22 protein-coding genes are annotated in these 26249 nt (G+C 57.4%); 7 read left to right on the top strand and 15 right to left on the bottom strand.

What is annotated here, in order from left to right:
• Window positions 1-2 precede the first annotated feature (2 nt).
• The 5 genes from PEL8287_RS08385 to PEL8287_RS08365 all read right to left on the bottom strand — a co-directional run bounded on the left by PEL8287_RS08385 (window position 3) and on the right by PEL8287_RS08365 (window position 5022).
• The gene (locus PEL8287_RS08385; RefSeq protein ID WP_085891909.1) at window positions 3-512 is read right to left on the bottom strand and encodes a CarD family transcriptional regulator; all 510 of its coding nucleotides are present in this window, start codon (window positions 510-512) and stop codon (window positions 3-5) included.
• A gap of 304 nt (window positions 513-816) precedes the next feature.
• The gene (fdxA, locus tag PEL8287_RS08380; protein ID WP_085891908.1) at window positions 817-1155 is read right to left on the bottom strand and encodes a ferredoxin FdxA; all 339 of its coding nucleotides are present in this window, start codon (window positions 1153-1155) and stop codon (window positions 817-819) included.
• Window positions 1156-1208: 53 nt separating this feature from the next.
• Window positions 1209-1589, bottom strand: coding sequence for an RNA-binding S4 domain-containing protein (locus PEL8287_RS08375; RefSeq protein WP_085891907.1), 381 nt, complete (start codon window positions 1587-1589; stop codon window positions 1209-1211).
• 14 nt (window positions 1590-1603) lie between these two features.
• Complete coding sequence (locus PEL8287_RS08370; protein ID WP_085891906.1) at window positions 1604-4441, bottom strand: helicase-related protein; 2838 nt, start codon at window positions 4439-4441, stop codon at window positions 1604-1606.
• Window positions 4442-4458: 17 nt separating this feature from the next.
• Window positions 4459-5022, bottom strand: a complete 564-nt coding sequence (locus PEL8287_RS08365; protein WP_085891905.1) for a tetratricopeptide repeat protein — start codon at window positions 5020-5022, stop codon at window positions 4459-4461.
• Between the two features lie 71 nt (window positions 5023-5093).
• Between PEL8287_RS08365 and PEL8287_RS08360 the strand changes: the two genes are divergently transcribed.
• Together PEL8287_RS08360 and PEL8287_RS08355 are read left to right on the top strand one after the other, a co-directional pair.
• Window positions 5094-5384: an SCP2 sterol-binding domain-containing protein gene (locus PEL8287_RS08360; protein ID WP_085891904.1), complete on the top strand. Its 291-nt coding sequence runs from the start codon at window positions 5094-5096 to the stop codon at window positions 5382-5384.
• The gene (locus PEL8287_RS08355; protein ID WP_085891903.1) at window positions 5384-6397 is read left to right on the top strand and encodes an alpha/beta fold hydrolase; all 1014 of its coding nucleotides are present in this window, start codon (window positions 5384-5386) and stop codon (window positions 6395-6397) included. Before PEL8287_RS08360 ends, PEL8287_RS08355 begins: the two co-directional genes overlap by 1 nt.
• On the opposite strand, the gene PEL8287_RS08350 is transcribed toward PEL8287_RS08355, so the two are convergent.
• A complete protein-coding gene (locus tag PEL8287_RS08350; RefSeq protein ID WP_085891902.1) occupies window positions 6339-7166 on the bottom strand; it encodes a fumarylacetoacetate hydrolase family protein in 828 nt (275 codons plus the stop codon). The two genes, PEL8287_RS08355 and PEL8287_RS08350, sit on opposite strands and share 59 nt — an antisense overlap.
• Window positions 7167-7289: 123 nt before the next feature.
• On the opposite strand from PEL8287_RS08350, the gene PEL8287_RS08345 reads away from it, so the two are divergent.
• The gene (locus PEL8287_RS08345; RefSeq protein WP_085891901.1) at window positions 7290-9110 is read left to right on the top strand and encodes a M3 family oligoendopeptidase; all 1821 of its coding nucleotides are present in this window, start codon (window positions 7290-7292) and stop codon (window positions 9108-9110) included.
• Between the two features lie 89 nt (window positions 9111-9199).
• Here the strand turns inward: PEL8287_RS08345 and PEL8287_RS08340 are convergent, their stop codons facing one another.
• From PEL8287_RS08340 to PEL8287_RS08325, 4 genes are all read right to left on the bottom strand, one after another.
• A complete protein-coding gene (locus PEL8287_RS08340; protein ID WP_085891900.1) occupies window positions 9200-10012 on the bottom strand; it encodes a class I SAM-dependent methyltransferase in 813 nt (270 codons plus the stop codon).
• Window positions 10013-10246: 234 nt separating this feature from the next.
• Window positions 10247-11617 (bottom strand): SLC5/6 family protein, encoded by a 1371-nt coding sequence (locus PEL8287_RS08335; RefSeq protein WP_085891899.1) that lies wholly within the window; start codon window positions 11615-11617, stop codon window positions 10247-10249.
• Between the two features lie 161 nt (window positions 11618-11778).
• A complete protein-coding gene (locus tag PEL8287_RS08330) occupies window positions 11779-12903 on the bottom strand; it encodes a YhaZ family DNA alkylation repair protein (protein ID WP_085891898.1) in 1125 nt (374 codons plus the stop codon).
• 3 nt (window positions 12904-12906) lie between these two features.
• The gene (locus PEL8287_RS08325) at window positions 12907-13686 is read right to left on the bottom strand and encodes an SDR family oxidoreductase (protein ID WP_085891897.1); all 780 of its coding nucleotides are present in this window, start codon (window positions 13684-13686) and stop codon (window positions 12907-12909) included.
• A gap of 174 nt (window positions 13687-13860) precedes the next feature.
• Between PEL8287_RS08325 and PEL8287_RS08320 the strand changes: the two genes are divergently transcribed.
• The 4 genes from PEL8287_RS08320 to PEL8287_RS08305 all read left to right on the top strand — a co-directional run bounded on the left by PEL8287_RS08320 (window position 13861) and on the right by PEL8287_RS08305 (window position 20203).
• Window positions 13861-14877, top strand: coding sequence for a Hint domain-containing protein (locus PEL8287_RS08320; protein ID WP_085891896.1), 1017 nt, complete (start codon window positions 13861-13863; stop codon window positions 14875-14877).
• A 105-nt stretch (window positions 14878-14982) separates the two neighbouring features.
• Complete coding sequence (locus PEL8287_RS08315) at window positions 14983-16590, top strand: peptide chain release factor 3 (RefSeq protein WP_085891895.1); 1608 nt, start codon at window positions 14983-14985, stop codon at window positions 16588-16590.
• Between the two features lie 145 nt (window positions 16591-16735).
• A complete protein-coding gene (locus PEL8287_RS20290) occupies window positions 16736-18511 on the top strand; it encodes a glycosyltransferase family 2 protein (protein WP_235862247.1) in 1776 nt (591 codons plus the stop codon).
• Window positions 18512-18709: 198 nt separating this feature from the next.
• Complete coding sequence (locus PEL8287_RS08305) at window positions 18710-20203, top strand: DEAD/DEAH box helicase (protein WP_085891894.1); 1494 nt, start codon at window positions 18710-18712, stop codon at window positions 20201-20203.
• 252 nt (window positions 20204-20455) lie between these two features.
• On the opposite strand, the gene PEL8287_RS08300 is transcribed toward PEL8287_RS08305, so the two are convergent.
• From PEL8287_RS08300 to nuoN, 5 genes are all read right to left on the bottom strand, one after another.
• Window positions 20456-21298: a HalD/BesD family halogenase gene (locus tag PEL8287_RS08300; protein ID WP_085891893.1), complete on the bottom strand. Its 843-nt coding sequence runs from the start codon at window positions 21296-21298 to the stop codon at window positions 20456-20458.
• A gap of 162 nt (window positions 21299-21460) precedes the next feature.
• Window positions 21461-23131 carry a ribonuclease J gene (locus PEL8287_RS08295; RefSeq protein ID WP_085891892.1) on the bottom strand — a complete coding sequence of 557 codons (1671 nt, stop codon included), beginning with the start codon at window positions 23129-23131 and terminating at the stop codon, window positions 21461-21463.
• Between the two features lie 6 nt (window positions 23132-23137).
• Window positions 23138-23908 carry a type III pantothenate kinase gene (locus PEL8287_RS08290; protein ID WP_085891891.1) on the bottom strand — a complete coding sequence of 257 codons (771 nt, stop codon included), beginning with the start codon at window positions 23906-23908 and terminating at the stop codon, window positions 23138-23140.
• Window positions 23892-24692: a biotin--[acetyl-CoA-carboxylase] ligase gene (locus tag PEL8287_RS08285; protein WP_085891890.1), complete on the bottom strand. Its 801-nt coding sequence runs from the start codon at window positions 24690-24692 to the stop codon at window positions 23892-23894. Before PEL8287_RS08285 ends, PEL8287_RS08290 begins: the two co-directional genes overlap by 17 nt.
• Before the next feature lie 111 nt (window positions 24693-24803).
• Window positions 24804-26237 carry an NADH-quinone oxidoreductase subunit NuoN gene (nuoN, locus tag PEL8287_RS08280; RefSeq protein WP_085891889.1) on the bottom strand — a complete coding sequence of 478 codons (1434 nt, stop codon included), beginning with the start codon at window positions 26235-26237 and terminating at the stop codon, window positions 24804-24806.
• Window positions 26238-26249: the final 12 nt, after the last annotated feature.

Genomic DNA, 26249 nt, shown 5'->3' with positions numbered 1-26249 from the left:
GATCAAGCAGCACGCGAGACCAGTACATCACCCACCTGCTTGGCGGCCAGAACTTCGTCACCGCCGCCAACAGCCGCCACTTCGCGGGTCAGCCGCTCAAGTGCCGCTTCGTAAAGCTGACGCTCGGAATAGCTTTGTTCGCGCTGGTCATCAGTGCGGTGCAGGTCACGCACCACTTCGGCGATCGCAATCAGGTCACCGGAATTGATCTTTTGCTCATATTCCTGGGCGCGGCGCGACCACATTGCGCGCTTGACCTTGGCCTTACCCTTGAGGGTCGTAAAGGCCCGGGACACGACATCGGGGCTCGACAATGAGCGCATGCCGATCTCGGTTGCCTTATTGGTTGGCACCCGCAGGGTCATCTTGTCCTTCTCAAAGGAGATAACGAACAGTTCCAGCGTGATGCCGGCGATTTCCTGCTCTTCGATAGATACGATCTGGCCTACCCCGTGGGCCGGGTATACAACATAGTCATCAGGGCGAAACTCGGACTTCTTGGACTTCGTCATTCAGGTCTTCCTCGAAAGGGGCCTATCAAAGCGCAGCGCACTCCCAAGGCCAGATATAGCTCTTGTGATATGTGCGTCATGCGCAAAGAAATCCACCCCCAAACCGTCGCGTGGGTAGATGGATATCAGGCAATGCTCTTCATTTGTGTTGGCACTATAACATAAAAACGGCCCCACCGGAAGGGTGTCCGATAAAGCCGCGCGTTTAGCGTAACAAATTTATGTTATCCAAAGAACGCTCACGTTAGTTTTGGACAACAAAAGGCGCTATCAAACAGCTATCGCAGCGCAGGCGACGGTGGCTTCAGCCTCCCTCGCCCGGTTTTTCCGAGAAATACTTCTCAAGTTTGCCTTCCTCGCCATCGTGCTCTTCGGCGTCAGGCAACTGTTCTTTCTTGGTGATAATTACCGGCCACATTTCCGAATATTTGCGGTTGAACTCGACCCATTTTTCCATATCCGGTTCGGTATCCGGGCGGATCGCGTCTGCGGGGCACTCGGGCTCGCAAACACCGCAGTCGATGCACTCATCGGGGTGAATAACAAGCATGTTTTCACCCTCGTAGAAACAATCAACCGGGCACACCTCAACACAATCGGTATATTTGCACGCTATGCAGCTGTCGTTGACGATATAGGTCATGGCCGTCTCTCAATCTTTGCCGGTTTGCGCCTCACCTAATCCAGCAAGGCGGATCATTCAAGCGTCCCACGCCCATTCAGATCGAGTTTGCGACGCATCCGCTTGGTGGGGCGTCCTTTTCCTTCGTATTTGGGTGAATTTGGAACAAATTCCTTTGGTGTGGGTTCACTCATGTCATCATAAAGCATCTGCGCCTCAGGCGCAGGGCCACGTCTTTCACCAAGCGCCAAAATACGAACCACACGAACCGCGCGCGCCTGCGTAAACGTCAGGACATCATCAGGGCCAACCGAATAGGCCGGCTTGCTGATGCGCGTTCCGTTCACCCGAACATGCCCGCCGCTTACCTGCTTGGCCGCCAGCGTACGGGTCTTGAAAAACCGGGCTTGCCAAAGCCATTTATCCAGCCGGATTTTCTGTTCAACGTCGGCCACTTGCGCGGCAGCCTTCAGCTTTTTGTCTTCAGCCCCATCAGGGCCGCAGCAAAGGGATTATCCGGGTCGATTCTATCTTTCTTTTCCGGCCGGGCGCTAAAGGACTTTGCACCCTGCTCAGGTCGCGGCTGGCCCTTGCGGGGTTTGCCAGGCTTACCGGATTTATCCCTTGGTTTTCCGGTTCCCCGCGGCTTGCCTCGTCCCTCACCCTGATTTCGGGCAGTTCGGCCGCCCCAGGTAAATGTATAAAACACTTCAACTTCGGGCGTATTTTCATCCGGGGCTTCGCCCGGCTCAAGTTCTGATTCGGACACCGCAGGGACATCAGCAGAAACGTCGGTCTGCTCTGCCGGTTCAGCGATGACCGAGGCTACGCCCGTATCGACGATTCCCGCCGCAGTATCTGCCGCGCTCTCGATCTCGGGTGTCTCACCCACCTCGGCAGACGAAACGGCCATGGCCTGATCGACAGCTTTGACCTTTTCACGTTCACCGCGGACGGGTTTGTACCCAAGGCCCTGCATCAGGTCTGCAAACTGTTCCAGCGTCATGCCCGTGATCGACAACATATCCGCTTTGGCCTCGAATCCCACACGACTGTTCTCAGAGCGCAGCATATCGGCAAGGCGTTCCAGCATATCAATCCGAATCGCCCGTTCACCCGCAGCCCTGTAGCCGGACATCGTGTGATGCCCTTGCGGCGCGTTAGAACCCGCTGCCACGGTGACCAGACCGGGCGGCGGCGCCTCGGGGAACTCTTCCAGGCCCTGGGCCAGCGACCATAGTACAAGGCGCAGACGTGTCGGCGCTGGTTTCAACAACAATGGCATGAACACGGTAAACTGACCAAAACGTATCCCGTGTTTGCGTAATGCGCCCCGAGCCTCTTGATCCAGGGCTTTGACTTCATCTGCAATTTCACTGCGGGGAATAATCCCGAAGCCCTCGACCATGCGAAAACCGAAGCCGCGGGCAAGACCGGTGAGCGTTTCATCACGTTGGATATTCAGCAAAGGTTCGAACAGTGTCGCAATCTTGCGGTCGATGAAATGCTGCAAACGGCGTTGCACCTTCTGCTTGACATCATCGCCGGCTTCATCGTCGACAAAGGCAACCGCAACAGGTTTCAGAGCATCGGCCCCAAGCGTGAGTTTACCCACTGCCTGATTGCCCCACATCAACCCGCCCTGCTCGGTAAAGTCGATCTCGGTGTCCGGCGCATTGTAGAACCGGTCTGCCTTAAGATGGAAATGCGGTGCCAGCGCCTGCAGGCTGGCCTGCTGCAGCGTCTTGGCCTCTTGGCCGACCGCCTTTTTGTCCTGGATAAACCGGAACCCTTCCAGCCGTCCGACGAATTCGCCCTCGACCGTTACGTCACCATTCTCGTTTACTTCGGCCACCATGGCCTCCTTCTGCTTGAGCCGGCGCAAAAGCACGGATGTGCGCCGGTCCACAAATCTTTGGGTCAGACGCTCGTGCAGCGCATCCGACAGGCGGTCTTCTACCGCGCGTGTTGCCCCGCGCCAATGGCTTTCGTCATCAACCCAGCCTTTTCGCTGTGCAACATAGGTCCATGTGCGAATATACGCCAACCGTTTCGACAATGTGTCAATATCGCCATCAGTCCTATCCAGCCGTTTGACCTGCCGCGCCAGCCAATCTTCCGCAACGCGGCCATGTTGGTGCAGATCGCAGAAAATCGTTTCCAGGAGGCCCGCGTGTTCAGCATGGCTGATACCCCGGAAATCAGGGATACGACAGACGTCCCACAGCAGCTTGACCGAATTGCCATCGCTGGCCCGGGCGGCCACCTCGGCCACTTGTGACAGCGATTTTACCGCCCCCAGGTCATCAGCTTCGCGGGCCTTGGCCAGCCATTCATCGTCGGGCCGGGTCTCAAGCGATTGGATCAGCGCCTGGGTGCTGCCAAACTGCAGCCGGGCATTGCGCCACTCCAGTTTGCGGATCGGGGCAAAGCGGTGATCCATGATGGCCTGTGACACCTCATCCGACAAATCGGGGGCTTCGCCGGTCACACCAAAGGTACCGTGGCTCATACCGCGGCCCGCGCGCCCTGCGATCTGTCCCAATTCGTTGGGCGCAAGCGGGCGCATCCGCCGTCCATCAAACTTGGTCAACGAAGAAAACGCGACATGATCGATATCCAGATTCAGCCCCATACCAATTGCATCGGTAGCCACAAGATAGTCGACATCGCCATTCTGATAGAGATCGACCTGCGCATTGCGCGTACGCGGGCTGAGCGCGCCCATTACAACAGCAGCCCCACCCTTTTGGCGACGCAACAGCTCGGCGATTGCATAGACGTTATCCACCGAAAACCCAACAATTGCACTACGCGCAGGCATTTTGCTGATCTTCTTGGGGCCCATATATGATAGCTGCGACATTCGCTCTCGCCCAAGAAATTCAACCTCGGGAACCAGTGCTGAAATGGCATTGCGCATCGTGTGGGAGCCCAGAAATTGAGTCTCGCGCAGGCCACGCATCCGCAGCAGACGGTCGGTAAAAACATGGCCACGTTCCGGATCGGCGCAAAGCTGAATTTCGTCGATGGCAACGAAATCTGCCCCCATACCTTCGGGCATCGCCTCGACCGTGCAGACCCAGTACTTCGCGCGGTCTGGCACAATGCGCTCTTCTCCGGTGACCAGCGCCACAACCGATGGGCCGCGAATGCCGACGATCTTGTCGTAGACTTCACGCGCCAGCAGGCGCAGCGGCAGACCGATCACACCCGTCGGATAGCCCAACATCCGCTCGATTGCATAGTGCGTCTTTCCGGTATTTGTCGGGCCCAGAACCGCCAGGATTCTTGACTGCTCGGCCATCGGATATCTCCGTTACGTCAGAGGTCAGAACCACCCAATTGCCCGTTCAGGCGTTCCAGCGCCGCTGTTACGTCCTTGTGGTGCGGATGTATAGCCAGAACCCGATTATATGCCTCACGTGCCAAGTTTGGCCGGTTAATTTCTTCCAGAATAACACCCAAACCGTAGATCGCGTTAAAGTTTCGGGGCTGCAAGGCAAGCGTACGTTCAATATCTGCAAGGGCGGGACCGTAAAGTTCGGCCTGAAAAAAGGCGATCGACCGCGCGTTCCAACCTTCGGCAAAATCCGGTGCATGATCCGTCAGAGCGGTAAAATGACCAATAGCCCCCCGCGAATCGCCTGCTTCCAGTGCGTCCCGGCCACGCTTGAGCAACAGATCCATGGCAGGAGAACCCGATTTTGAAAGCTCCAGTTCGATCTCTTTCGCTATTATCCCGGCCTCGGTAGCATCAGCGTCCTTCAAGCTTAGAAACAATCGGTCAAGCTTTGCTTCCTCGACTGCCAGGGCAGGTAAGGAAAACATGACTATCGCGGCAAGTGCCGTGACGATATTATTGAGTTTACGAAATACTGCGCTCATATCGCGGTAGAGTTTAGCGTGCGGTGCCGGAAAGCAAACCCCCCGGCAGATCAATTTTGGAGGAAACGCAGATGAGCGATGTGATTAATTCAGCAGTAACTATCCTTACTGAAAAAGTCGGAAGTGACGGCTTCGACGGTTCGGCAAAATTCATGATCGAAGGCGAAGGTGCGATTATGGTCGACGGCAACGGCGTGCGCGCAGAAGATGGCGAGGCGGATGTCACACTGTCAGCCGACGCAGACACTTTTCAGTCGATCCTCGAAGGTGATCTTGACCCGACCGCAGCTTTCATGACCGGCAAGCTGTCGGTCGATGGTGACATGGGCATGGCCATGAAGCTGGGAAGCGTTCTGTCCTGATGAAAGAAGCGCCCCTTTTCACAGATGTGGCCGATGGCCCCGACGATGGCCAGGCATTTTGGCTGACGGCCGATGACGGCGTGGGTTTACGTGTCGGCTTGTGGAATCGGGAAGCTGAAAAAGGCACCGTGCTGCTGTTTCCCGGCCGCACGGAATACATCGAGAAATACGGCCGCACAGCAGTTAATCTGGCCGCTTGCGGCTATGCCACACTGGCGATCGATTGGCGCGGACAGGGACTGGCGGATCGTCTTTTGGGCGATATCATGTCGGGCCACGTGCACCATTTCACCGATTATCAGCGCGATGTTGCAGCGATGATAAAGGCCGCGCGGCAACTTGACTTGCCCAAGCCCTGGCACCTTTTGGCACATTCAATGGGGGGCTGTATTGGCCTGAGATCCCTGGTTCAGGGCCTGCCTGTAGAATCCTGTGCCTTTTCAGGGCCTATGTGGGGAATTCAGATGGCCGATGCACTGCGGCCTCTGGCCTGGTCATTGTCCTGGAGCAGCCGCCGGCTGGGTATGGGGCATGTCTATGCACCCGGGACTGTTTCAAACAGCTATGTTCTGGTTGAGCCATTTGAAAGAAACAAACTGACAACTGATCGCGATATGTACAAGTACATGATCGATCAGGTTCAGGCGCACCCCGAGCTGGGCCTGGGTGGCCCCAGCCTGCGCTGGTTGCATGAGGCACTCGTCGAGACGCGTGCACTTGCCCAGGTGCCTTCCCCGAGCGTGCCATGTTTTATCGTGGCGGGATCAGACGAAGAAATCGTGGACATGTACCGCATCCGTGACCGCGCCGCGCGATGGCCCGGGGCGCGACTGGAAATCATCGCGGGGGGCCGCCATGAGGTTTTGATGGACAACCCCGAAATTCGCAAAAGGGTCATGCGCGATTTTTGCCAATTTTTCGGTGATGCGGCCAAGACAAACAAAAATGCGCGTATTAATCCAGTGTCACACTCTGTTGCTGGCGGCCAAGCCCCTCAATCTCAAGCGTCATAATATCACCATCGGTTAGAAACCGAGGGGGGGTCATTCCCATCCCTACCCCTGGTGGCGTGCCCGTTGCGATTACATCGCCGGGCTGAAGGCTCATCATCTCACTCAAATGAGAAATGATCTGCGCAACGGTGAAAATCATGGCGCGCGTGTTGCCGGTCTGCACCCGTACCCCGTTCAGATCCAGTGACAAATCAAGTGCCTGCGGGTTACCCACTTCATCAGGCGTTACCAGCCAAGGCCCGATCGGCCCGAAGGTGTCACAGCTTTTTCCTTTGGTCCACTGGCCCGAACGCTCAATCTGGAAACTGCGCTCAGAGACGTCATTAACGATGCAATAACCCGCAACATGGTCAAGGGCCTGCGCCTCAGATACATATTTCGCAGGCTTTCCGATCACAACGCCAAGCTCCACTTCCCAATCCGATTTTTCGGATCCACGTGGCAGGGAAACTGAATCGTTTGGTCCAGTAATTGACGAGGTCGCCTTCATGAACACAATTGGTTCATTGGGTGGTTTCATCCCCGCCTCGGCGGCGTGATCGGAATAATTCAGACCGATACCAATGAATTTGCCCACCCCGGCCACAGGTGGGCCAAGGCGGGGCTGTCCTTCAATCAACGGCAGACCTTCGGGATCAATATCAGGCAAATTTCCCAGGATGGCCCCCGCAATATCCGGCAGAATACCCGTCAGGTCGCGCACACGCCCCTTGGCATCCAGCACACCGGGATTTTCCTGCCCCGGCTCTCCAAACCTTACAAACTTCATGACCCTGGCCCTCTTATCGTTTGCCCGCCACCCTAGAGCGTTGCAGATAATTGGCAAGTCGCACCCCTTGTGGCGCTAAGGCCCCCGGATTATGTCTCAGGCTCAATCAAAACGAGGTGTCCCATGCTGATCCGTCCCATTCCCGTCCATGATGCCAATGCCAGCTCTGGCAACAAGGACCTTGGTAAATTACCGGAATGGGATCTGAGCGATCTTTACACAGCAGACGATGCGCCCGAGCTAGCGCGCGATCTGGATTGGCTGGAGAAGGCCTGTACCGATTTCGCCGCAGATTACGAAGGCAAGCTAAGCGATCTGGACGCAACAGGCCTCTTGGAATGCATCCACCGTGACGAAAAGATCAGCAATATCGCCGGGCGGATCATGTCCTATGCCGGCCTGCGCTATCACCAACTGACAACAGATGGCGCACGTACCAAATTTCTGTCCGATTGCCAGGAAAAGATCACAAATTTCACCACACCTCTGGTGTTTTTCACGCTGGAACTGAACCGGCTGGAAGACGACCATCTTGGGAAGCTGTTAGCGCAGAACGCCGAACTGGCCCGCTACAAGCCGGTATTGGACCGAATCCGCGCAATGAAACCCTACCAGCTTTCGGACGAGCTTGAGAAATTCCTGCACGATCTGGGCGTTGTCGGCGACGCCTGGGAACGGCTGTTTGATGAAACCATCGCCGGTCTGACCTTTAGTGTCGACGGTGAAGAGCTAAGTATTGAAGGCACGCTAAACCTGCTGACCGAACAAGACCGCAGCAAACGCGAATCCGCCAGCCGTGAACTGGCCCGCGTTTTTGGTGAAAACATCCGCACCTTTGCCCGAGTTCACAACACCACCGCAAAAGAAAAAGAAATCGTTGACCGCTGGCGGGGCATGCCCACGGCACAGACCGGCCGCCACCTCAGCAACGATGTCGAGGCCGAGGTGGTCGAGGCCCTGCGCGACGCAGTCGTCGCCGCCTACCCCAAGCTTTCGCACCGCTATTACGAACTTAAGCGCAAATGGCTGGGTCTGGAGCGGATGCAGGTCTGGGACCGGAATGCGCCCCTGCCCATTGAGGACACGAAAACTGTGGACTGGCCCACAGCCGAGCGCGTGGTAATGGACGCCTATTCAGCTTTTGATCCACGTATGGGGGAAATCGCCAAACCCTTCTTTGACAAGGGTTGGATAGACGCCGGCGTCAAACCGGGAAAGGCACCCGGCGCCTTTGCGCACCCCACTGTCACAAACGTACATCCCTATGTGATGCTGAACTACCTTGGCAAACCGCGCGATGTAATGACCCTGGCGCATGAATTGGGCCATGGCGTGCATCAGGTGCTGGCGGCTGATCAGGGCGAATTGCTGGCCAACACGCCCCTTACATTGGCTGAAACAGCCAGCGTCTTTGGTGAAATGCTGACATTTCGCAAGATGCTGGAAAATGCCAAATCCGATCAGGAACGCAAGGTGCTTCTGGCGGGCAAGGTCGAGGATATGATCAACACCGTCGTCCGCCAGATTGCGTTTTATGATTTCGAATGCAAACTGCATGCGGCGCGGCGTGAGGGTGAACTGACACCCGACGACATCAATGCCCTGTGGATGTCCGTTCAGGCCGAAAGCCTGGGGCCTGCATTTGACTTCATGGAAGGGTACGAGACCTTTTGGGCCTATATCCCGCATTTCGTGCACTCGCCCTTCTACGTCTATGCCTATGCCTTTGGCGACGGTTTGGTGAACGCACTTTATGCGGCTTATGAGGAAACGCCCGAAGGCTTTGAGGACAAGTATTTCGAGATGCTCAAGGCGGGTGGTTCCAAACACCACAAAGACCTGCTGGCCCCCTTTGGTCTGGATGCCAGTGACCCCAAGTTCTGGGACAAAGGCCTGTCGATGATCTCGGGCTTTATCGACGAGTTGGAGGCGATGGAGGAGTAAGGCGCGAACTTCTGCTAAGCGGACAAAGCTTTAGTTCGCTGCAGAATGCACCAAGGCCCGCTTCGAAACACTGGTCAAAAGCGGTTGCCTTATTTCTGAGCCGTGAGGGTCAGGCATTCCGCCGGAACGGCGAGGCCGTCGTCGTCACGGCAGTGTGAAAGCTCTGCCACAATTTCTCTAATCAACCGGTCGTGCTCGGTTTCGGACAATTCGGCCATGGTTTCCGCTATCGGAGAACCGGCGATTGCCCCGGCGATGAACGCCTCTGGGTCTGGGTGGCGGGCGAACTTAATGTCAAAGAATACATGCGCGTTGCGGAACCCAGCACTCGAAGCTAGGTCGTGCAAACGGTCTCGCTCACCGAGCGAGTAGACCATCTCCCACGGCGCTGTAGTTCCTTCTCCAAAACGATTGTCGAGCACTTTGGCGAAGGCCGCGCCAATCGGAGAACGAGTCTTCCAGACGCTGATGGCGAGCCGACCGCCGGGCTTCAAAACCCGCGCCATTTCCGCCATCGCACCCGGTTTGTCCGGCATGAACTGGAGGCCCTGCTGGCAGAGCGCCACGTCGAAACTGGCATCGGGCAAAGGTATATTTGCGGCGTCGCATTCGACCCATGCGATGCGGTCAAGGCCGGCGTCGGCGGCGAAGCGCTCAGCTGCGTCCAGCATGCCGATACTGACGTCGGCGCCTGTCACGTTCGCGGCGTCACTCGAACGGGCGGCGGCGGCACGCGCCACTACGCCAGTCCCGCAGGCGACATCAATGACCCGATCATCCGAAGAAACATCTGCGGTCGCGACCAGTTCGTTGGCGGATTGGGCCAATTGGGCGCGGACCCAGCAGCGTTCATAGACCTCGGGGCCGCCCTGTCTCAATTGAAAACCTGAGTCGCCTGCCATAGTCTTTCTCCCGAAAGGGCCGACGCTGGATCATCGGCATCTTGGATTGAGAGCAATTGTCCGGATAGTTGGGATGCTTATCACGGAGTGATAATATCCCAAAACACAGGAAATTGCCAACGGATGGACTTTGACAACAGACCCTTGACGAAACTCTGATAGATTTTTGCATCTGTGTTTGTTTCCTGAGGCAAGCAGACACTAAAACAAGCCGCAGCATCGGTCACTATGGGCTCAAACCCGCCGTTTTGCCCCCGCCAGAACGGCTGCGAACCCAACCACAAGGACGGCCACACAGATCACAAGCAGCTGTTCGTATTTATGCCCTTCGGGCAGGATCGCCGCAAAAACAGCCCCGTCGCGCGCAAAATAGGCCACCGCGCCCAGCATTGCCGCACCAAACCCCAAAAGGTAAGACCAAAGCGCAATTTGCCGCCCCATGACCAGTCCAACCAGCAGCACCGGCGTCAGGAACATGCTGGCGGTGCCGCTGACCGCTACGGCATCGAACAGCGTCTGATTGCCCCAAAGCGTAAGCAACGCCCCCAGCACCATGAAGACGACCATCGCCAGACGCCCGCCGTTCAGTGTCCGGCGGGTCAGACGCAGTTCGTCCACCACCAGTCGCGCCGCCGAAGCCAGTGCCGAATCCAGTGTGCTCAGCGCCGAAATCAACAGCGACACCAGAAGCGCCACAAATAACCAGGGCGGGAACATCGCGCTCCATGTGCCAATCAGTTGCCCCTCATATTCGGCCCCAGCCAGCGCGGCCTCGATCCCGAAAAAGCCAAAGGCGATAATGCACAGCGTCGAAATCCAGAACGCATGCACAAACGACCGCCGCGTTGTTTCCCGATCCGCCAGAAACCCGCGGTCCATCATCACCGGGTCATGTGCGGGGTACGAGAAAACCTGCAGAAACGCCACCAGCAGCAACACCTGCCCGTTCCACGACCCGCTTGTCCCTGTCGCGGTCAGAACCGCGCCCAAATCAAATCCAGGGGCTGTCACGAGGGCGCCAAAGGCCAGTGCAAACACCACCAAAAACACAAGCATCTGCAGCACATCGGTGCGCAGCGCCGCACTCAGCCCGCCCCAGGCGCTATAGGCAAGGCCAAGCCCCGCCACCAGCAGGATCGACACCTCTCGGGCGATCCCCACCTCTGGCAAAGCGGCTGCAAAGATCAGACCGACCACCAGCAAATTGGCAAAAACTTCCGAAAGCAATCGCAGGGCAATCACCAGATTATAACAGGTCACCCCCACGCCGCCAAAATGCGCGCCCAACCAGTCCTGCACTGAATGCGCGCCGTTTTCACGCAACCGGCCAACGATGAAGCCGCCGGTCAGAAAGGATGTGTAATAAGCCGCGTAGGCCAAGGTGCCCCAGATACCGTAGAAATACCCAAGAATGGCAGAATTCATCAGCGATCGGGCAAAGATCCAGGTGGTGACCTGGCTTAGCACCAGAACCCACAATCCGGGCGCCCGTCCTTCCGGCGTGGCCCCGCCAAAGAAACCCTCAATCGTTGCCCGGCGTGGAGCAGCTACCAGACTGGCCAGAACAACCAAGCCGAAAATCCCAATTATTGCAGTGGCCTGCATAAACCTTCCCCCAGTGAGTAATGTTTTTTTCGGCCTAGCATCTGCCTTTTTTCCGCACCAGCAGGAACGCAGGCTTAAAACGTAAATGTGATCTGATTGACCTCCGCACAAAAAAGGTCACGAGCCGTCAACCACAATCACCCTGAACTCAAGGGGGCCGGTCACCCCAGCACCTCAAACTCAACTTCTCCCAAAACCCGGCCATTGACCTGCACCGCCACCCGGTGCGCACCTGGATATAAGCTAAAGGTCGTTGCATTGGCCTTCAGCACATGGCGTTTTTTCAGTTGCAAAGGCTTGTCCGCTGCCACCTGCCCTTGTTTCAGCTTGAACACCTTTGGCGCCAGGTTGCCGTCCTTTCGCCGGAACCATATCTGGTAATCCACGATCACCGGGCAATCTTCTTCGGCCTCCAACATGACCGTCATCTCCAGCGCCCCGCCCGGCGCCACCTGATCACTTTCCAGTGCCAGTTGGGTTAGCCGCACCGGCACGTCGGAACGGAATCCCAACAATTTCAAAGCGCCTTCATGGCCCTGTTTGACCAGCGTGCGTAGCGCGTGGCGCGTCATCCAGTCCAGTTCCCCGGGCACCTGAGCGCCAGCCTCTCGCCAAAGATCCAGCCGCCCAGTCACCAGATCGGGGGCAAATTTCGCGATATCGTTCAGATGATTAGAAACCGATCTTGTGACATAGCGCGTGCCATCCGCATGCAACCGGTCCAGCAGCGGCATCGGGGCCAGCGGATCAATGGTGATTTTTCCGGCCCAGGGCAGACGCGGTCGCGTGCCTTCGCTGACCAACCTGCGCACATGGTAATTTTCATCTTCCGCCCAAAGTGCCAGTCGTGCCAGCGTTTCCTCGGGCCAGCGGTTCAGGAAAGGGCGGATATAGAATTCCATCGAAAACCGCTTGGTCGCCTCGTACAGCAAATCCAGCGCCCTCTCGCGGTGGTGCTCTAACCCGTGCCGTACCGCCAGAATCCCCGGGGCTGCATGGATGAACCGGCCGAAATCGTCATCCTGCAGGTCCGGGTCAAGTTCCGGCACCATAGCGGCCTGCAGCTGATCTGCCATTTCAGGGAACCCCGCAGACAGATGCGGTTCAAGGCAATCGGCGATCCACTCCAGCCGCGCCATCAGCTCGCGTTGAGCCAGCCCGGCCATCACATCGCGGTAAAAGCATGCGCTGTCAAAGCCCGGCAATCCGGCGGCAAACTCTGCCGCCAGATCGCCGATGCTATCCGCATTGAACAGATGGTCTTTCAGTAAAAACCCTTGCGCCACGGATCACATGGTCGAATTTGTTGCGCCGCCGTCCAGCAGGATGTTCTGCCCTACCATGTATCCTGCATACTGCGAGCACATGAAGGCGCAGGTCGCGCCAAACTCTTCGATTGTGCCGTAGCGACCGGCGGGGATGGTGGCACAGCGCTGCTCCATTGCTTCGTCCGTCGAAATACCCTGTGCCTTGGCGGCCCCTTTATCCAGCGAAACCGCCCGGTCAGTTGCGTGAATTCCCGGCTGCAAATTGTTGATGCAAACACCTTTTCCCGCGACCTGCCGCGATGTCCCGGCGACATAGCCGGTCAGCCCTGCACGGGCCGAGTTTGACAGGCCCAGCACCGGCACCGGCGCCTTGACCGAAACCGACGTGATATTCACCACCCGGCCCCAGCCCTTTTCCATCATCCCGGGCAACAGCGCCTTCATCAGGGCAATCGGCGTCAGCATGTTGGCATCCAGTGCCTTGATGAAATCCTCTCGGTCCCAGTCGCTCCACAGGCCCGGGGGCGGGCCGCCCGCGTTGGTCACCAGAATGTCTACGCCGGCGGCTTCCTTCAATACTGCGGCCTGCCCTTCGGGCGTGGTGACATCAGCGGCGACAGTCACCACATCAACGCCAAATTCATCCCGAATCTTTGCGGCTTCGGCCTCCAGCGCCTCGGCGCCACGTGCATTCATCACCAGGTCAACGCCCTCTTCGGCCAGCGCGCGTGCACATCCCAGCCCAAGCCCCTTGCTTGAGGCACAAACCAGTGCCCGTTTCCCCTTGATTCCCAAGTTCATGACATAGATCTCCTTGAATTCCCCCTGACGATTAGCACTAGCCAGGCTAAGAGTTCCAGCAAAACACAACAGCACTTGACCGCCGGTGGCATAATCTTAAACACTTGCGGGTATATAAAAAAGTTGACCTTCTAACGGACAACGGAAAGCACAACAGGACAAGCCGGGCAGACAATGAGCCATCCCGCCACAGAAAACACTCAGTCCATAGCGGTCTACCAGGCAGTGGATTTTTATGCGGTCAATGGCGCCAATCTGCACGATCCGATTTCTTTTGCGGCTGAACTTGAGCTTGACGATTCTTACGAGTTGCGTCCGAACGTCAGGCAATATCGCCTTTCGGTGATACGGGACGACACCGACACAATGATCATCACCCCCAATACGATGATTGGCCATCCCGGCGCCCGAGTGCATCTTGATTGCTGCCTTACCCTGATGTGCAGCAATGGTATAGCGACCGAGGCATTGATCCTTGTCGAAACCGATAGCCTCGGCGACGTTGCAGAAACCTATGTACTGCCCCTGTCACAGCTGAAACCCCGGATGGGCTATACTCTGGTTGGCATCGATACAGATATCGCGCGCACCAAATTTGCCGAAGTGGCTTGTGTCTCGTTTGCCCGTGGTACGCATATCACCATGGCCTCGGGCGAACAGAAGCTGATCCAGGATCTGGCCGCTGGCGACCGTGTCCTTACCCGTGATGATGGCCCCCAGACTGTGCGCTGGATCGGCCAGTCCACGGTTCGCGCTGTGGGCGACTTTGCCCCGATCCGTATTCGCGCCGGTACCCTGCATAACGAAAATGACCTACTGGTAAGTCCCGATCACCGGCTTTTCATTTTCCAGCATTCGGATGAACTGGGCACTGGCCGACACGAGGTACTTGTGCGCGCGCGCCACTTGGTCAACGGCGACAGCGTGGTGCAGCAATCGGGCGGATTCATCGACTATTACCAGCTTCTGTTCGACCGCCACCAGATCATCTACGCCGAAGGGATCGCCGCGGAAACCCTGCTGATTGATCCGCGCACACGGGCCGTATTGCCCGCCTCTGTGGCCAACGAAACCATCGGTGCCATAAAAACCCACGCGCACCGGCCACATATGGATTATGAACTGACCAAGGCCGAGGTTGCCAAACACCCCAACGCCGCCGCCGTTCTCAAACGCGCGACGACGCGCTGATCGGGGCGGGCCACCGGGGCAAAACTCGGTCGCTTTGTGTTCCTTCTTCTCTGAAATCACAGGTGGTTGTTGCGCCGCACTCCGGCGCGCTCTATATGCGCCCTCATGCTTGATACCGCTTCAAACCGCCCCTCCCTGCCGCCCGAGATTGCGCGCCGTCGCACCTTTGCGATCATCAGCCACCCAGATGCCGGCAAAACCACCCTGACTGAGAAATTCCTTCTCTATGGGGGCGCCATCCAGATGGCTGGTCAGGTGCGCGCCAAAGGCGAGGCCCGGCGCACGCGCTCGGACTTCATGCAAATGGAAAAGGACCGCGGTATTTCCGTTTCAGCCTCGGCAATGTCTTTTGATTTCCATAGCTTCCGCTTCAATCTTGTCGATACACCGGGCCACTCGGATTTTTCCGAAGACACCTATCGCACACTGACGGCCGTTGATGCCGCCGTCATGGTTATTGACGGCGCCAAGGGGGTCGAATCCCAGACCCGGAAACTGTTCGAGGTGTGCCGCCTGCGCGACCTGCCGATCCTGACATTCTGTAACAAGATGGACCGCGAAAGCCGCGATACCTTTGATATCATCGACGAAATTCAGGAAAATCTGGCAATTGATGTCAGCCCCGCCAGCTGGCCCATCGGCGTTGGTGCCGATTTTATGGGCTGCTACGACATGCTGAACGACCGGCTGGAACTGATGGACCGCGCCGACCGGAATCGCGTTGCCGAAAGCATTGAGATCAACGGGCTGGACGATCAGGCCCTGGATGAACATGTGCCCGCTCACCTTGCCGAAAAGCTGCGCGAAGAGGTCGAAATGGCACGCGAACTGCTGCCCGTGCTTGACCCGAAATCGGTGCTTGAGGGCCATATGACACCTATCTGGTTTGGCTCGGCGATCAATTCGTTTGGCGTCAAGGAACTGATGGAGGGCATCGGGCAATATGGCCCTGAACCGCAACCACAGCGCGCTGAGCCGCGATACATTTCGCCTGAAGAATCAAAGGTTTCCGGCTTTGTCTTCAAAGTCCAGGCGAACATGGACCCAAAGCACCGCGACCGGGTGGCGTTTGTGCGGATGGCTTCCGGCCATTTCAAACGCGGCATGAAGCTGACCCATGTGCGCTCCAAGAAACCTATGGCCATCACCAACCCGGTGCTTTTTCTGGCCTCTGACCGCGAACTGGCCGACGAGGCCTGGGCGGGCGATATCATCGGCATCCCCAACCACGGTCAGTTGCGCATCGGCGATACCCTGACCGAAGGTGAAGCGATCCGCGTGTCGGGCATCCCCTCATTCGCGCCCGAACTGCTGCAAACCTGCCGCGCGGGCGACCCGATGAAGGCCAAGCACCTTGAAAAGGCGCTGATGCAATTCGCCGAAGAAGGCGCCGCCAAGGTCTTTAAACCTGCGTTTGGCTCGGGCTTTATCGTTGGTGTCGTCGGCGCCTTGCAGTTCGAGGTTCTGGGGTCCCGGATCGAGCTTGAATATGGTCTGCCGGTGCGGTTTGAACCCTCACAATTCACTTCGGCCCGCTGGGTGTCAGGTGACAAGCAGGCGGTCGATAAATTTGTCGCGGCCAACAAGCAGCACATTTCGTATGACAACGATGGCGACACGGTTTATCTGACACGTTTACAATGGGATATAGACCGTATTGAACGTGATTTTCCAGACGTGAGACTGACTGCAACCAAGGAAATGATGGTCTGAAGCCACTTCGGTAATAACTCTCCGTGTTTCGCCTTCAGGCACAGGATCACCTGGTCCTTCCGGGCATCGTTTATCCCGAATTTCCCTTGCACCTCTAGTGCCGACGCCCCATTCTTCGGCTCAACCCGCAGAGCAGGATCGCATAATGAAGGATGACGACGCAATTTATTCCGGCGGAATCAAATCTGTGCTGCTCTCTTTTGACGCCCGCCGCCGCCCTTTCGACGCCCCCTTTGACGTCCTGCCGACCGTTGATGCTGATCTGACGGCCCTTCTGAAAACCTCCCTGGCCCCTCCGACCGAACCTATGCCTCGCTCGACGCGTCGCAGCATCGCCTTCAAAAGGGCGTCACTGCAGAAAGAACTTGCCGGCAAGACCGAATTGCATCTGTTGCACGCCATGCTGATCGCCATCCTTAGACGGCGCAGACCGCCCGCCGAAGCCGCCCTTCTTTTCCACCGCATCTGGGGGGAACTGGGCCACGAATTTGTAAAGGATTTACCAACCCGCTGGCAGATTTCAGCCGCAACCACCTTTGCCGATCACGGCCAGACCGCCGATCAACGGGCTTGCGGTATGGGGCTTTCGGTTCTTTTTGATCTGATCAAACTGCACGATTCCGAACGCAGGTTCAGCGGACAGCCCAACAACATTTCGTTCACACGCAAACGCCGGATGAAAAACCGCGATTCTCTGGCCTTTGATCTGTCGCCTTATTCCTTCAAGGGGGGTGGTCTGGATCGCAACATGTTGTCCCGGCTCTGGAAGATTTGCGAACGCGACCCCACAATCGCCCCGTTGGGGTTTCATATGCTCAATCAGGTCATGCGGGATAAGCGCAGCATTTTCGCGCGTGTTCAGCAGATCAAACGTGCCAGTAAAACGTCAACCCAAGCGGTCTCGGCACCCGCCGATACCACCCACACGCAGGATCAACCCGTACCGCAGCCAGAATCTGCAAAAACGCCCACCTGGGGCGTGGTGTCGACCATCCGGGCCCCCGCGCGTGATATTCTGAATTTTGCAGCCCACCATATCGACCTGGGTGCAGACTACGTTCATATCTACCTGGACCAGGCCAATCCTGCGGCTCAAGAGGCCCTCGCGGCTCATCCCAAATGCCGTGTCTCTCTTACCGATGACGCCTATTGGCAAAGCCACGGCGGACGCCCGGACATGCACCAGCCTCGCCAGACGCTGAATGCCACTCATTGCTATGGCCGCAACCCACCGGTTGACTGGCTGCTGCATGCCGATGCGGATGAGTTCTTATGGACAGCCAACGCCTCGCTGTCGCAATGTCTGGCCACCCTGTCCGACGCTATCCCGGTCGCCCGCATCCGCCCGGTTGAATCCATGGCACCCGATCCCGCGGATCCGCCCCCGGAAGGTGCGCTATGGTGCAAGGGGTGCGCGCCTGACCGCCTGACCCGCACAGCCGAAACCCAGCAGATCTATTCCAGACTTGGCCAATATCTAAGCGGCGGATTTCTTAGCCATGTGCAGGGCAAGATACTGGTCCGCACAGGCATCGAAGGCATCAATCTGCGCATACACAATGCCTTTCTGGGCAAAGAAAAAATCACTGACGGGATTGACCTGAAAGACTTCTACCTCTGCCACCTGCATGCCCCCAGCCTTGAGGAATGGCTTGAAACCTACCGGTTCCGCCTGCAAAAGGGTTCTTACAGGCCTGAATTGCAAGCCCTGGCCGGCCCCTCCGGGTATGAACTTACAATCAATCAACTTTTCTCTACGCTGGAAGAAGACGCTGGCGAAGCGGCGCTGCGCCGGTTTTTCCATGAAACCTGTGTGGCCACGCCCGGCCTGCGCAGCCGCCTTGAAAGATTTGGCCATCTGCACCAGATTACCCTCGATCTTGACACTAAGCGCGCCCGTCATTTCCCTGATCACGCCTGATTGTTGCCATTCTGCCAATAATCGCAAAGGTTTGCGCGACATTGTTCCTGTTTCGTTACGCCGCATTGACCGCTGCCTCTGAAATCCGTAAAAGCCTTGCCTAACGGGTCAATCATTGTGGAATACCACGGGGCCGTCCGGGCCCGACCCGGTGACATATGTGCGGGCCATGGTTGTGTCCGCAAACCACGGATACACATGACAAAATTCTCCGAACTTAACCTGAATCCCAAGGTTCTCAAAGCAATTGAGGACGCGGGCTATGAAACACCCACGCCCATTCAGGCTGGCGCGATTCCCCCCGCACTTCAGGGCCGCGACGTTCTTGGCATCGCCCAGACCGGCACCGGCAAGACTGCTGGCTTCGTATTGCCCATGTTGTCGATGCTTGCGCGTGGTCGCGCCCGTGCGCGCATGCCGCGCAGCCTTGTGCTCTGCCCCACCCGCGAACTTGCGGCACAGGTGGCCGAAAACTTCGACACCTACTCCAAATACCTGAAACTGACCAAGGCCCTGCTGATCGGCGGTGTGTCGTTCAAGGAACAGGATCAGCTGATCGACAAGGGCGTCGATGTTCTCATCGCCACCCCTGGTCGCCTTCTGGATCATTTTGAGCGCGGCAAGCTGATCCTGTCAGACGTCAAGATCATGGTCGTGGACGAAGCTGACCGTATGCTTGACATGGGCTTCATACCCGATATCGAACGCATCTTTGGCCTGACACCCTTTACCCGTCAGACGCTGTTCTTCTCTGCCACCATGGCACCCGAGATCGAGCGGATCACCAATACCTTCCTGTCGAACCCTGAACGCATCGAAGTGGCGCGTCAGGCGACTGCTTCGGAAACCATCGAACAATGTGTTGTGATGTTCAAAGCCTCGCGCCGTGACCGCGAAGGCACCGAAAAACGCAAACTTCTGCGCACATTGATTGACGCAGAAGGTGCCAAATGCACCAACGCCATCATCTTCTGCAACCGTAAAACGGATGTGGATATCGTCGCCAAAAGCCTGAAAAAACATGGCTATGACGCGGCCCCGATCCACGGTGATCTGGACCAGTCTCAGCGCACCCGGACACTGGATGGTTTCCGCGCCGGTGACCTGCGTTTTCTTTGCGCCTCTGACGTGGCTGCACGCGGCCTTGATGTGCCCGCCGTCAGCCATGTCTTCAACTTCGACGTCCCCAGCCATGCCGAGGATTACGTGCACCGCATCGGCCGTACCGGCCGTGCCGGACGCGAAGGCAAGGCAATGATGATCTGCATTCCGCGCGACGAAAAGAACCTCGCCGCGATTGAGGCATTGATCCAGAAAGAGATTCCGCGCCTGGATAATCCGCTGCAATCTGGCAAGCCCGAGACGGCACAAAGCCCCGAGACGCCTGAGGACAAACCCGCCAAGCCGCGTCGGTCACGCACGCGCAAGAAGCCAGACGAGACCGCCGAAACACCGGCAGTCGAAACGGCTCCCAGCCCGGCGCCTGCCGCCACAGAAAATCGGGTGGACGAACAGGCAGCAGAACCGGCTGAAAAACCCCAATCCCGTGGCCGTGACAGCAACCGCACCCGTGGTGACGACAACAACCGCAGCCGTGGCCGCGGCAGGTCCGAGAACAACAAGGTTGTAGGGATGGGGGATCACCTGCCCAGCTTTATCGCCCTTAGTTTCGAGGATCGCCGCACCGGCTAGCCCCGCCGATATCCTGTTGCAGGATTTTAAAAACAGCGCGGCTACGCCGCGCTTTTTTGAACGAGGGGATTTCCTCTTACGTCGAATTTCAACGATCCCGGGATATTTCGGGCAAGAAGATAACGCTGTCACAACCGCCAAAAAGATACGACTTGAACTTGAGCCACTCACTCAGGTCGAAACGCGGGCAGCATTCATATGTATCGGGGCGTTCTGCAAAAAGCTGTGATTCAGGTTGGTCGCGAAACGTTTTTAGTCGAGATATGAATCCACCCGTTGCCCGGCGCGTTCATGGTGGATAGGCAGGGTACGCCCATATAGCTGCTGGGTGCGTTCGGGCGCGCCCACCATACCCGGCTCTTCGACATACGAGAATATCGCCACGTAGCGGCGGCGATCGCCCGTCAGCGGTGCCACCCGGTGCAATGAATAGCGGCCGCGGAACAACTGAAGATCGCCGGGCTCCAATTCCAGCACCGTGACCTTGTCGGATGTTCCGTTTAACACCTGTGCCACCTCTGCGAAGTTTTCCCCGCCTTGCCGGATCATCGGCGCATATTCAAAGGAACCACCGCCCGTCGCATTCTGAATGGCCAGTGTCACGGTGAAATTGTTGGTGTCGAAATGCCACGGGAATCCGTTGCCCTCTTCGGCCATGTTCACGATCACATCCGCCAACGGATCGGCGTAGCGGTAAAAATTCTCTTCCTGCAGGCACTCCTGAATAAACCGGTCGAAACCGTCAAAATCATGCACCCGGCGCAGCGGCCCGTCAGGGGCGAAATTGTCCGCGGGGATGAACGCGTTCGAGCGGTCAAAGAATTGCCGCCGCGGATCATCTTCGGGCAGGCTGGCGTTGTCTGTTGTGAAATAGGCGTTTGTGCGACTGAATGACCGGTGGCCTTTGTCCGCCACGCTTTCCGCCTCGGCGGTCAGTGCGCGGATAGCCTCGGCGGTCAGAAACCCTTTCAGCACCGCACAACCATCGCGCGCCAGATCGGCCCGCACCTGCAGCAGCACCGCATCGCGTTCCGGGCAATCACGATGGATCGGATAGCGATCAAGGTTGATCAGATGTGCCTCATTTTGGATCATGACTTACTCCTCTGTCATCAGAAACAAAGGACAGTCATCCCTGACAGTCTTGCCCGTTTTCGACAGATTCCGGGCCGGTTTCATGCAAAACCTACGTCCCACTGCCCAGAGGCCCGGAAATTTGTACAAAATCCACATACGAAACGTAGAGACCTTACAGAATCAGAGCGCCATTCGGCTGATCACCACCGTCACTTCGGGACGCTTGCCGATCTCGGTCTGTGTCGATTGCCTTGCAATCTTGCGCAGCCCCTCTTCCAGCTTGTCATCGTCAGCCAAAGTGCGATCCCCGGCACGCCCCAGAAACTGACTCAGGTCTTCTTCAAGTACGTCAACCAGCGGCGCCCGACTGTGGCCGGTTTCGGCCAAACCCATGATTTCACACCAGGGGTCGCCCAAAGGATCGTCATTTTCATCAAGGATCACATTGACCATGACATGACCGTTCAGTGCCATACGGATACGGTCACGCACGATTCCATCCAGCGCACCGACCTTTACCGACCCGTCCAGATAGGTACGCCCGGTTTCAATGTATTCGGCGACATTGGGCTTGTTTCCGCTGAGGTCAATCATCATGCCATTTACCGCAAGAAAACCATTTAACCTATTGGATTTCGCAAGTTTTACATGTTCGCGCAAATGCCGGTGTTCGCCATGCATCGGGATCAGAATCTGCGGCTGCACCAGCTTGTGCATCGCCTCCAGATCGGGCCGGTTCGCGTGGCCCGAAACGTGGTAGAGCCCGCTGCTGTCGTCCACGACATCAACCCCCATCTCGCTGAATTGATTCATAATTCTGATGACGCCGCGTTCATTTCCGGGGATGGTTTTTGACGAGAACAAAAACGTATCACCCTCCTTCAGCGTGATCCCCTGGTATTTGCCATTGGCCAGTTGCGCACTTGCCGCGCGCCTCTCGCCCTGACTGCCGGTCACAATCAGCATCAGGTTCTCGCGTGGAATTCCCTTTGCATCCTCAGGGCTCACGGTTTTGGGGAAACCCTTGAGCACACCGGTTTCCACGCTGGCCTCAATCATCTGCCGCATCGCCCGGCCCATCAGGCAAATCGACCGTCCGGCCCTTTCACCCGCCTCGGCCAGCGTTTTCACCCGCGCTACGTTGCTGGCAAAGGTCGTGCAGACAAACATACCCTTGGATCCCGCCACCAGTTTTTCAATCTCGGGTCCGACACTGCTTTCGGAACGCCCCGCAAGCGGGCTGAAAACGTTGGTGGAATCACAAATCAACGCTTTGACACCGGGCGCTGAAATCTCTTCCCAGAGGGCCCTGTCAAACGGCTCTCCTACTACAGGATTTTCATCCAGCTTGAAGTCACCAGTATGAATCACCCGCCCTTCGGGGCTGTCAATAACAAGTCCGGAACTTTCGGGAATCGAGTGGGAAATAGGGATAAAGCCAACCTTGAAAGGTCCGGCTTCGGTGAATTCCGGCCAGGGGGACACGGTTTGCACAGCGCGTTCCGGGTGGCCGAATTCCGACATCTTGCGTCGCGCGATGTTGGCCGTAAAGGCGCGCGCATAAATCGGTGCACCCAACTGGTTGTAGTAATGCGCCACAGCGCCGACGTGGTCCTCGTGGGCGTGGGTGATAAATACCGCTTCCAGTTGGTCGCGATGCTCTGCAAGCCACCCGATATCTGGCAAAATCAGGTCAACCCCAGGGGTGCCATCCATGTCAGGAAAGGTCACACCAAGATCGACCAGAATCAACCTTTCCTTGCCCGGTTTGCCATATCCATAGATATAGGCGTTCATGCCAATCTCGCCGGCCCCACCAAGGGGCAGGTATATCAGTCGGTCACTGCTCATGGGGGCTCAGCCCTCCTTGTTGTAGTCGTGAATCACGGTCAGACCGTGCATTGTCAGATCATCTTCAAAGACATCAAAAACCGCGTGGCCCTGCTGGAAAAGCGGCGCCAGCCCTCCGGTTGAGACAACCTTCATCGGGTGGCCATATTCCTCTTTAATTCTGTCGCATATCCCATTGATAAGACCAACATAACCCCAGAAAACACCGGATCTCATGCAGTCAACCGTATTGGTCCCGATCACCCTGTCAGGTTTGGCCACGTCGATATGCGGCAAAGCGGCGGCGGCGGTATGCAGCGCCTCGAGCGACAGGTTTACGCCCGGCGCGATCGCCCCGCCTACATAGGCCCCGTCATGGGCCACCACGTCAAATGTGGTTGCTGTGCCGAAATCCACCACAATCAGATTACCACCGTGCCGGTCAAACGCCCCCGCAGTATTCACCAGACGGTCGGGCCCCACCTGCGTGCCGGCATCTACCCGGGGTTCTACTGGCAGACGGCATTCGGGCTTGCCCACCACCAGCGGGCGGCACCCGAAGAACCGGTCGGAAAAGACCCTGAGGTTGAAAACGACACGTGGCACCGTAGACGATATGATAACGTCGGTGATATCCACCTCGATACCATAGTGTTTTACCAGTGTGTAATACCAAGTAAAATAGGCGTCGGCGGTGCGGGCATGATGGGTTGAAGTCCGCAGCGTGCACAGAAATTCCTGGCCGTCCCAGATTGAGAAGACGGTATTGGTATTGCCACAATCAATCGCCAACAGCATGGGTCCAGCCCTTATTCAGAAAAAAAACTTCAGCAGCCGGAATGGCCACGCGCCCCTTGGCTGTAGTTAGAACAAGATTGCCCACCTCGTCCACTGTCTCAAATGTACCGGTCGTCTCGTCCCAGTTGGTGCGTGCGGTAATAACCTCGCCCAGCTTGGCCGCCCGCGCCAGCCATGCGGTGCGGATCGGGGCAAATCCATAGGTGGTGAACTGTGCTTCATACCGCGAATACGCAGGCGCCAGCAGATCAAGAAACTCTTCCGGGGTCACCGCCACACCGGTCTCTGACATTAGCGATACCGGTCGCATCGCCCCTTGTTCAACCTGTTGCTGTGTGGGTGCCTGCAGCAGATTGACACCTATCCCGATGGCAAAATGCGAAAGCCCTGCAGCACTCCCCGCGCTTTCCAGCAAGATACCTGCCAGCTTGCCACCGTTAAGCAAAACATCATTTGGCCATTTCAGGCTGAACACCTCTGCCCGGCCCGTTGCCGCTATCAGCGCGTCGTACAAAGCCAGCGACGCCACGAAGGACCGCAAGGCCACCTTGTCGGGCGTCTCGGCCGGGCGCATCACCAACGTTGCAGCAAAGTTGCCTTCCGGGTTGGACCATGCCCGCCCGCGGCGCCCCCGCGCGGCGGTCTGCTTTAACGCCAGAATCCATTCCGGGCCAGCCAATCCAGGCGCAATCCGCGCGGCCTCGGCATTGGTGCTGTCCACTTCTGCCAGCACCCGTCGACCATAACCTGCAGGCCAGCCTGAGCAATCAGATGGCTCTTTCATTTTTCCCTAAATACTCCCGCCGGAGGCATGCGTCCGGCACGGATGCCCCAAAAAAAGCGACGCGCCTTGGCGCGTCACCTTGGAATGTCGTGCAAGACGGCAAATTCTGGCTCAGTTGACCAGCGTCGCCGCCGCAGCCTGCGCCACACCCTCGACACCGAACATGTTGATGATACCAACCAGCATGACAGCAGCAGAAACCATAAGCAGTCCCCACAGCACCGGAGAGCGCATGGTTTCAAGCGTTTCTCCCTCTTCGCCGAAATACATGTAATAGACGATCCGCAGGTAATAGAACGCACCAATGACCGAGGCTACAACACCAGCCACGGCCAGCCAGGCCAACCCGCCCTCATAGGCTGCACGCAGTACATACAGCTTGCCGAAAAATCCAAGAAACGGCGGCACGCCCGCAAGGCTGAACAACAAGACCAGCATCGCCATAGCACGGGCCGGATGCGCCTTTGAGTACATGTTCAGGCTTTTGATGTCCGTCACCGGCTGCCCGTCACGTTCCATTGACAGGATAAAGGCAAAGGTGCCGACGTTCATTGTCACGTAGATTGCCATGTAGATCAGCATGGACTGCACGCCAAACACCGTACCCGCAGCCAGTCCCATCAGCGCATAACCCATATGCGCGATCGACGAATAGGCCATCAGGCGTTTGATATCTGTCTGACCAATCGCCGCCACAGCGCCCAGGAACATGGACAGAAGGCTCAGCAGGGCCACGATCTGTTGCCAGTCCCCGACGATCGCGCCAAAAGCGTCATGCATCACCCGGGCGAAAAGCCCCATAGCGGCCATTTTGGGCGCTGTTGCAAAAAAGGCTGTGACCGGCGTGGGCGACCCCTGATAAACATCCGGTGTCCACATGTGGAACGGGACTGCTGATACTTTGAACGCCAGCCCGCACAGCACAAAGACCAGCCCCAGCAACAGGCCAATCGGCGCCTGCCCGTCGGCCGAGGCGATGATGCCGGAAAACAGCGTTGTGCCCGCATAACCATAGGTCAGCGAGGCGCCGTAAAGCAGCAAACCCGATGACAGCGCGCCCAGAACGAAATACTTGAGCCCCGCTTCAGTTGATTTGGCATTGTCGCGGCGCAAGCTGGCCACAACGTATAGCGCCAGCGATTGCAGCTCGAGCCCCATATAAAGCACCATCAGGTCGCCCGCGCTGACCATCACCATCATGCCGACCGCCGACAGCGAAACCAGCAACGGATATTCAAACCGCAGGATATTGCGTCGTGCCATGTATTCCTGGCTCATGACCAGAACAGCCGCCGCAGACAAAAGGATCGTCACTTTCGCAAAGCGCGCAAATCCATCGTCGTTGAACATTCCGCCAAAGGCGGTGCGTGTGCCCTGCCCCGTGGCGCCGATCCACAGCGCCATCGCCGTGAACAGGGCCGCCGTCAGCCACACCAGCAAACCTGCCATCTTGTCCTTGCCGGTGTAGGCCGTGAACAGAAGCGCCGCCATCGCGTAGACCGAGATCACGATCTCGGGCAGAATAACATTCAGATCAGCCTGCATATTCAGGGCCTC

The organism is Roseovarius litorisediminis, from assembly GCF_900172295.1.
GTDB classification, from domain to species: Bacteria; Pseudomonadota; Alphaproteobacteria; order Rhodobacterales; family Rhodobacteraceae; genus Roseovarius; species Roseovarius litorisediminis.
The sequence above is the reverse complement of the archived record's forward strand: the minus strand, read 5'-3'. Positions and strand labels throughout refer to the sequence as shown.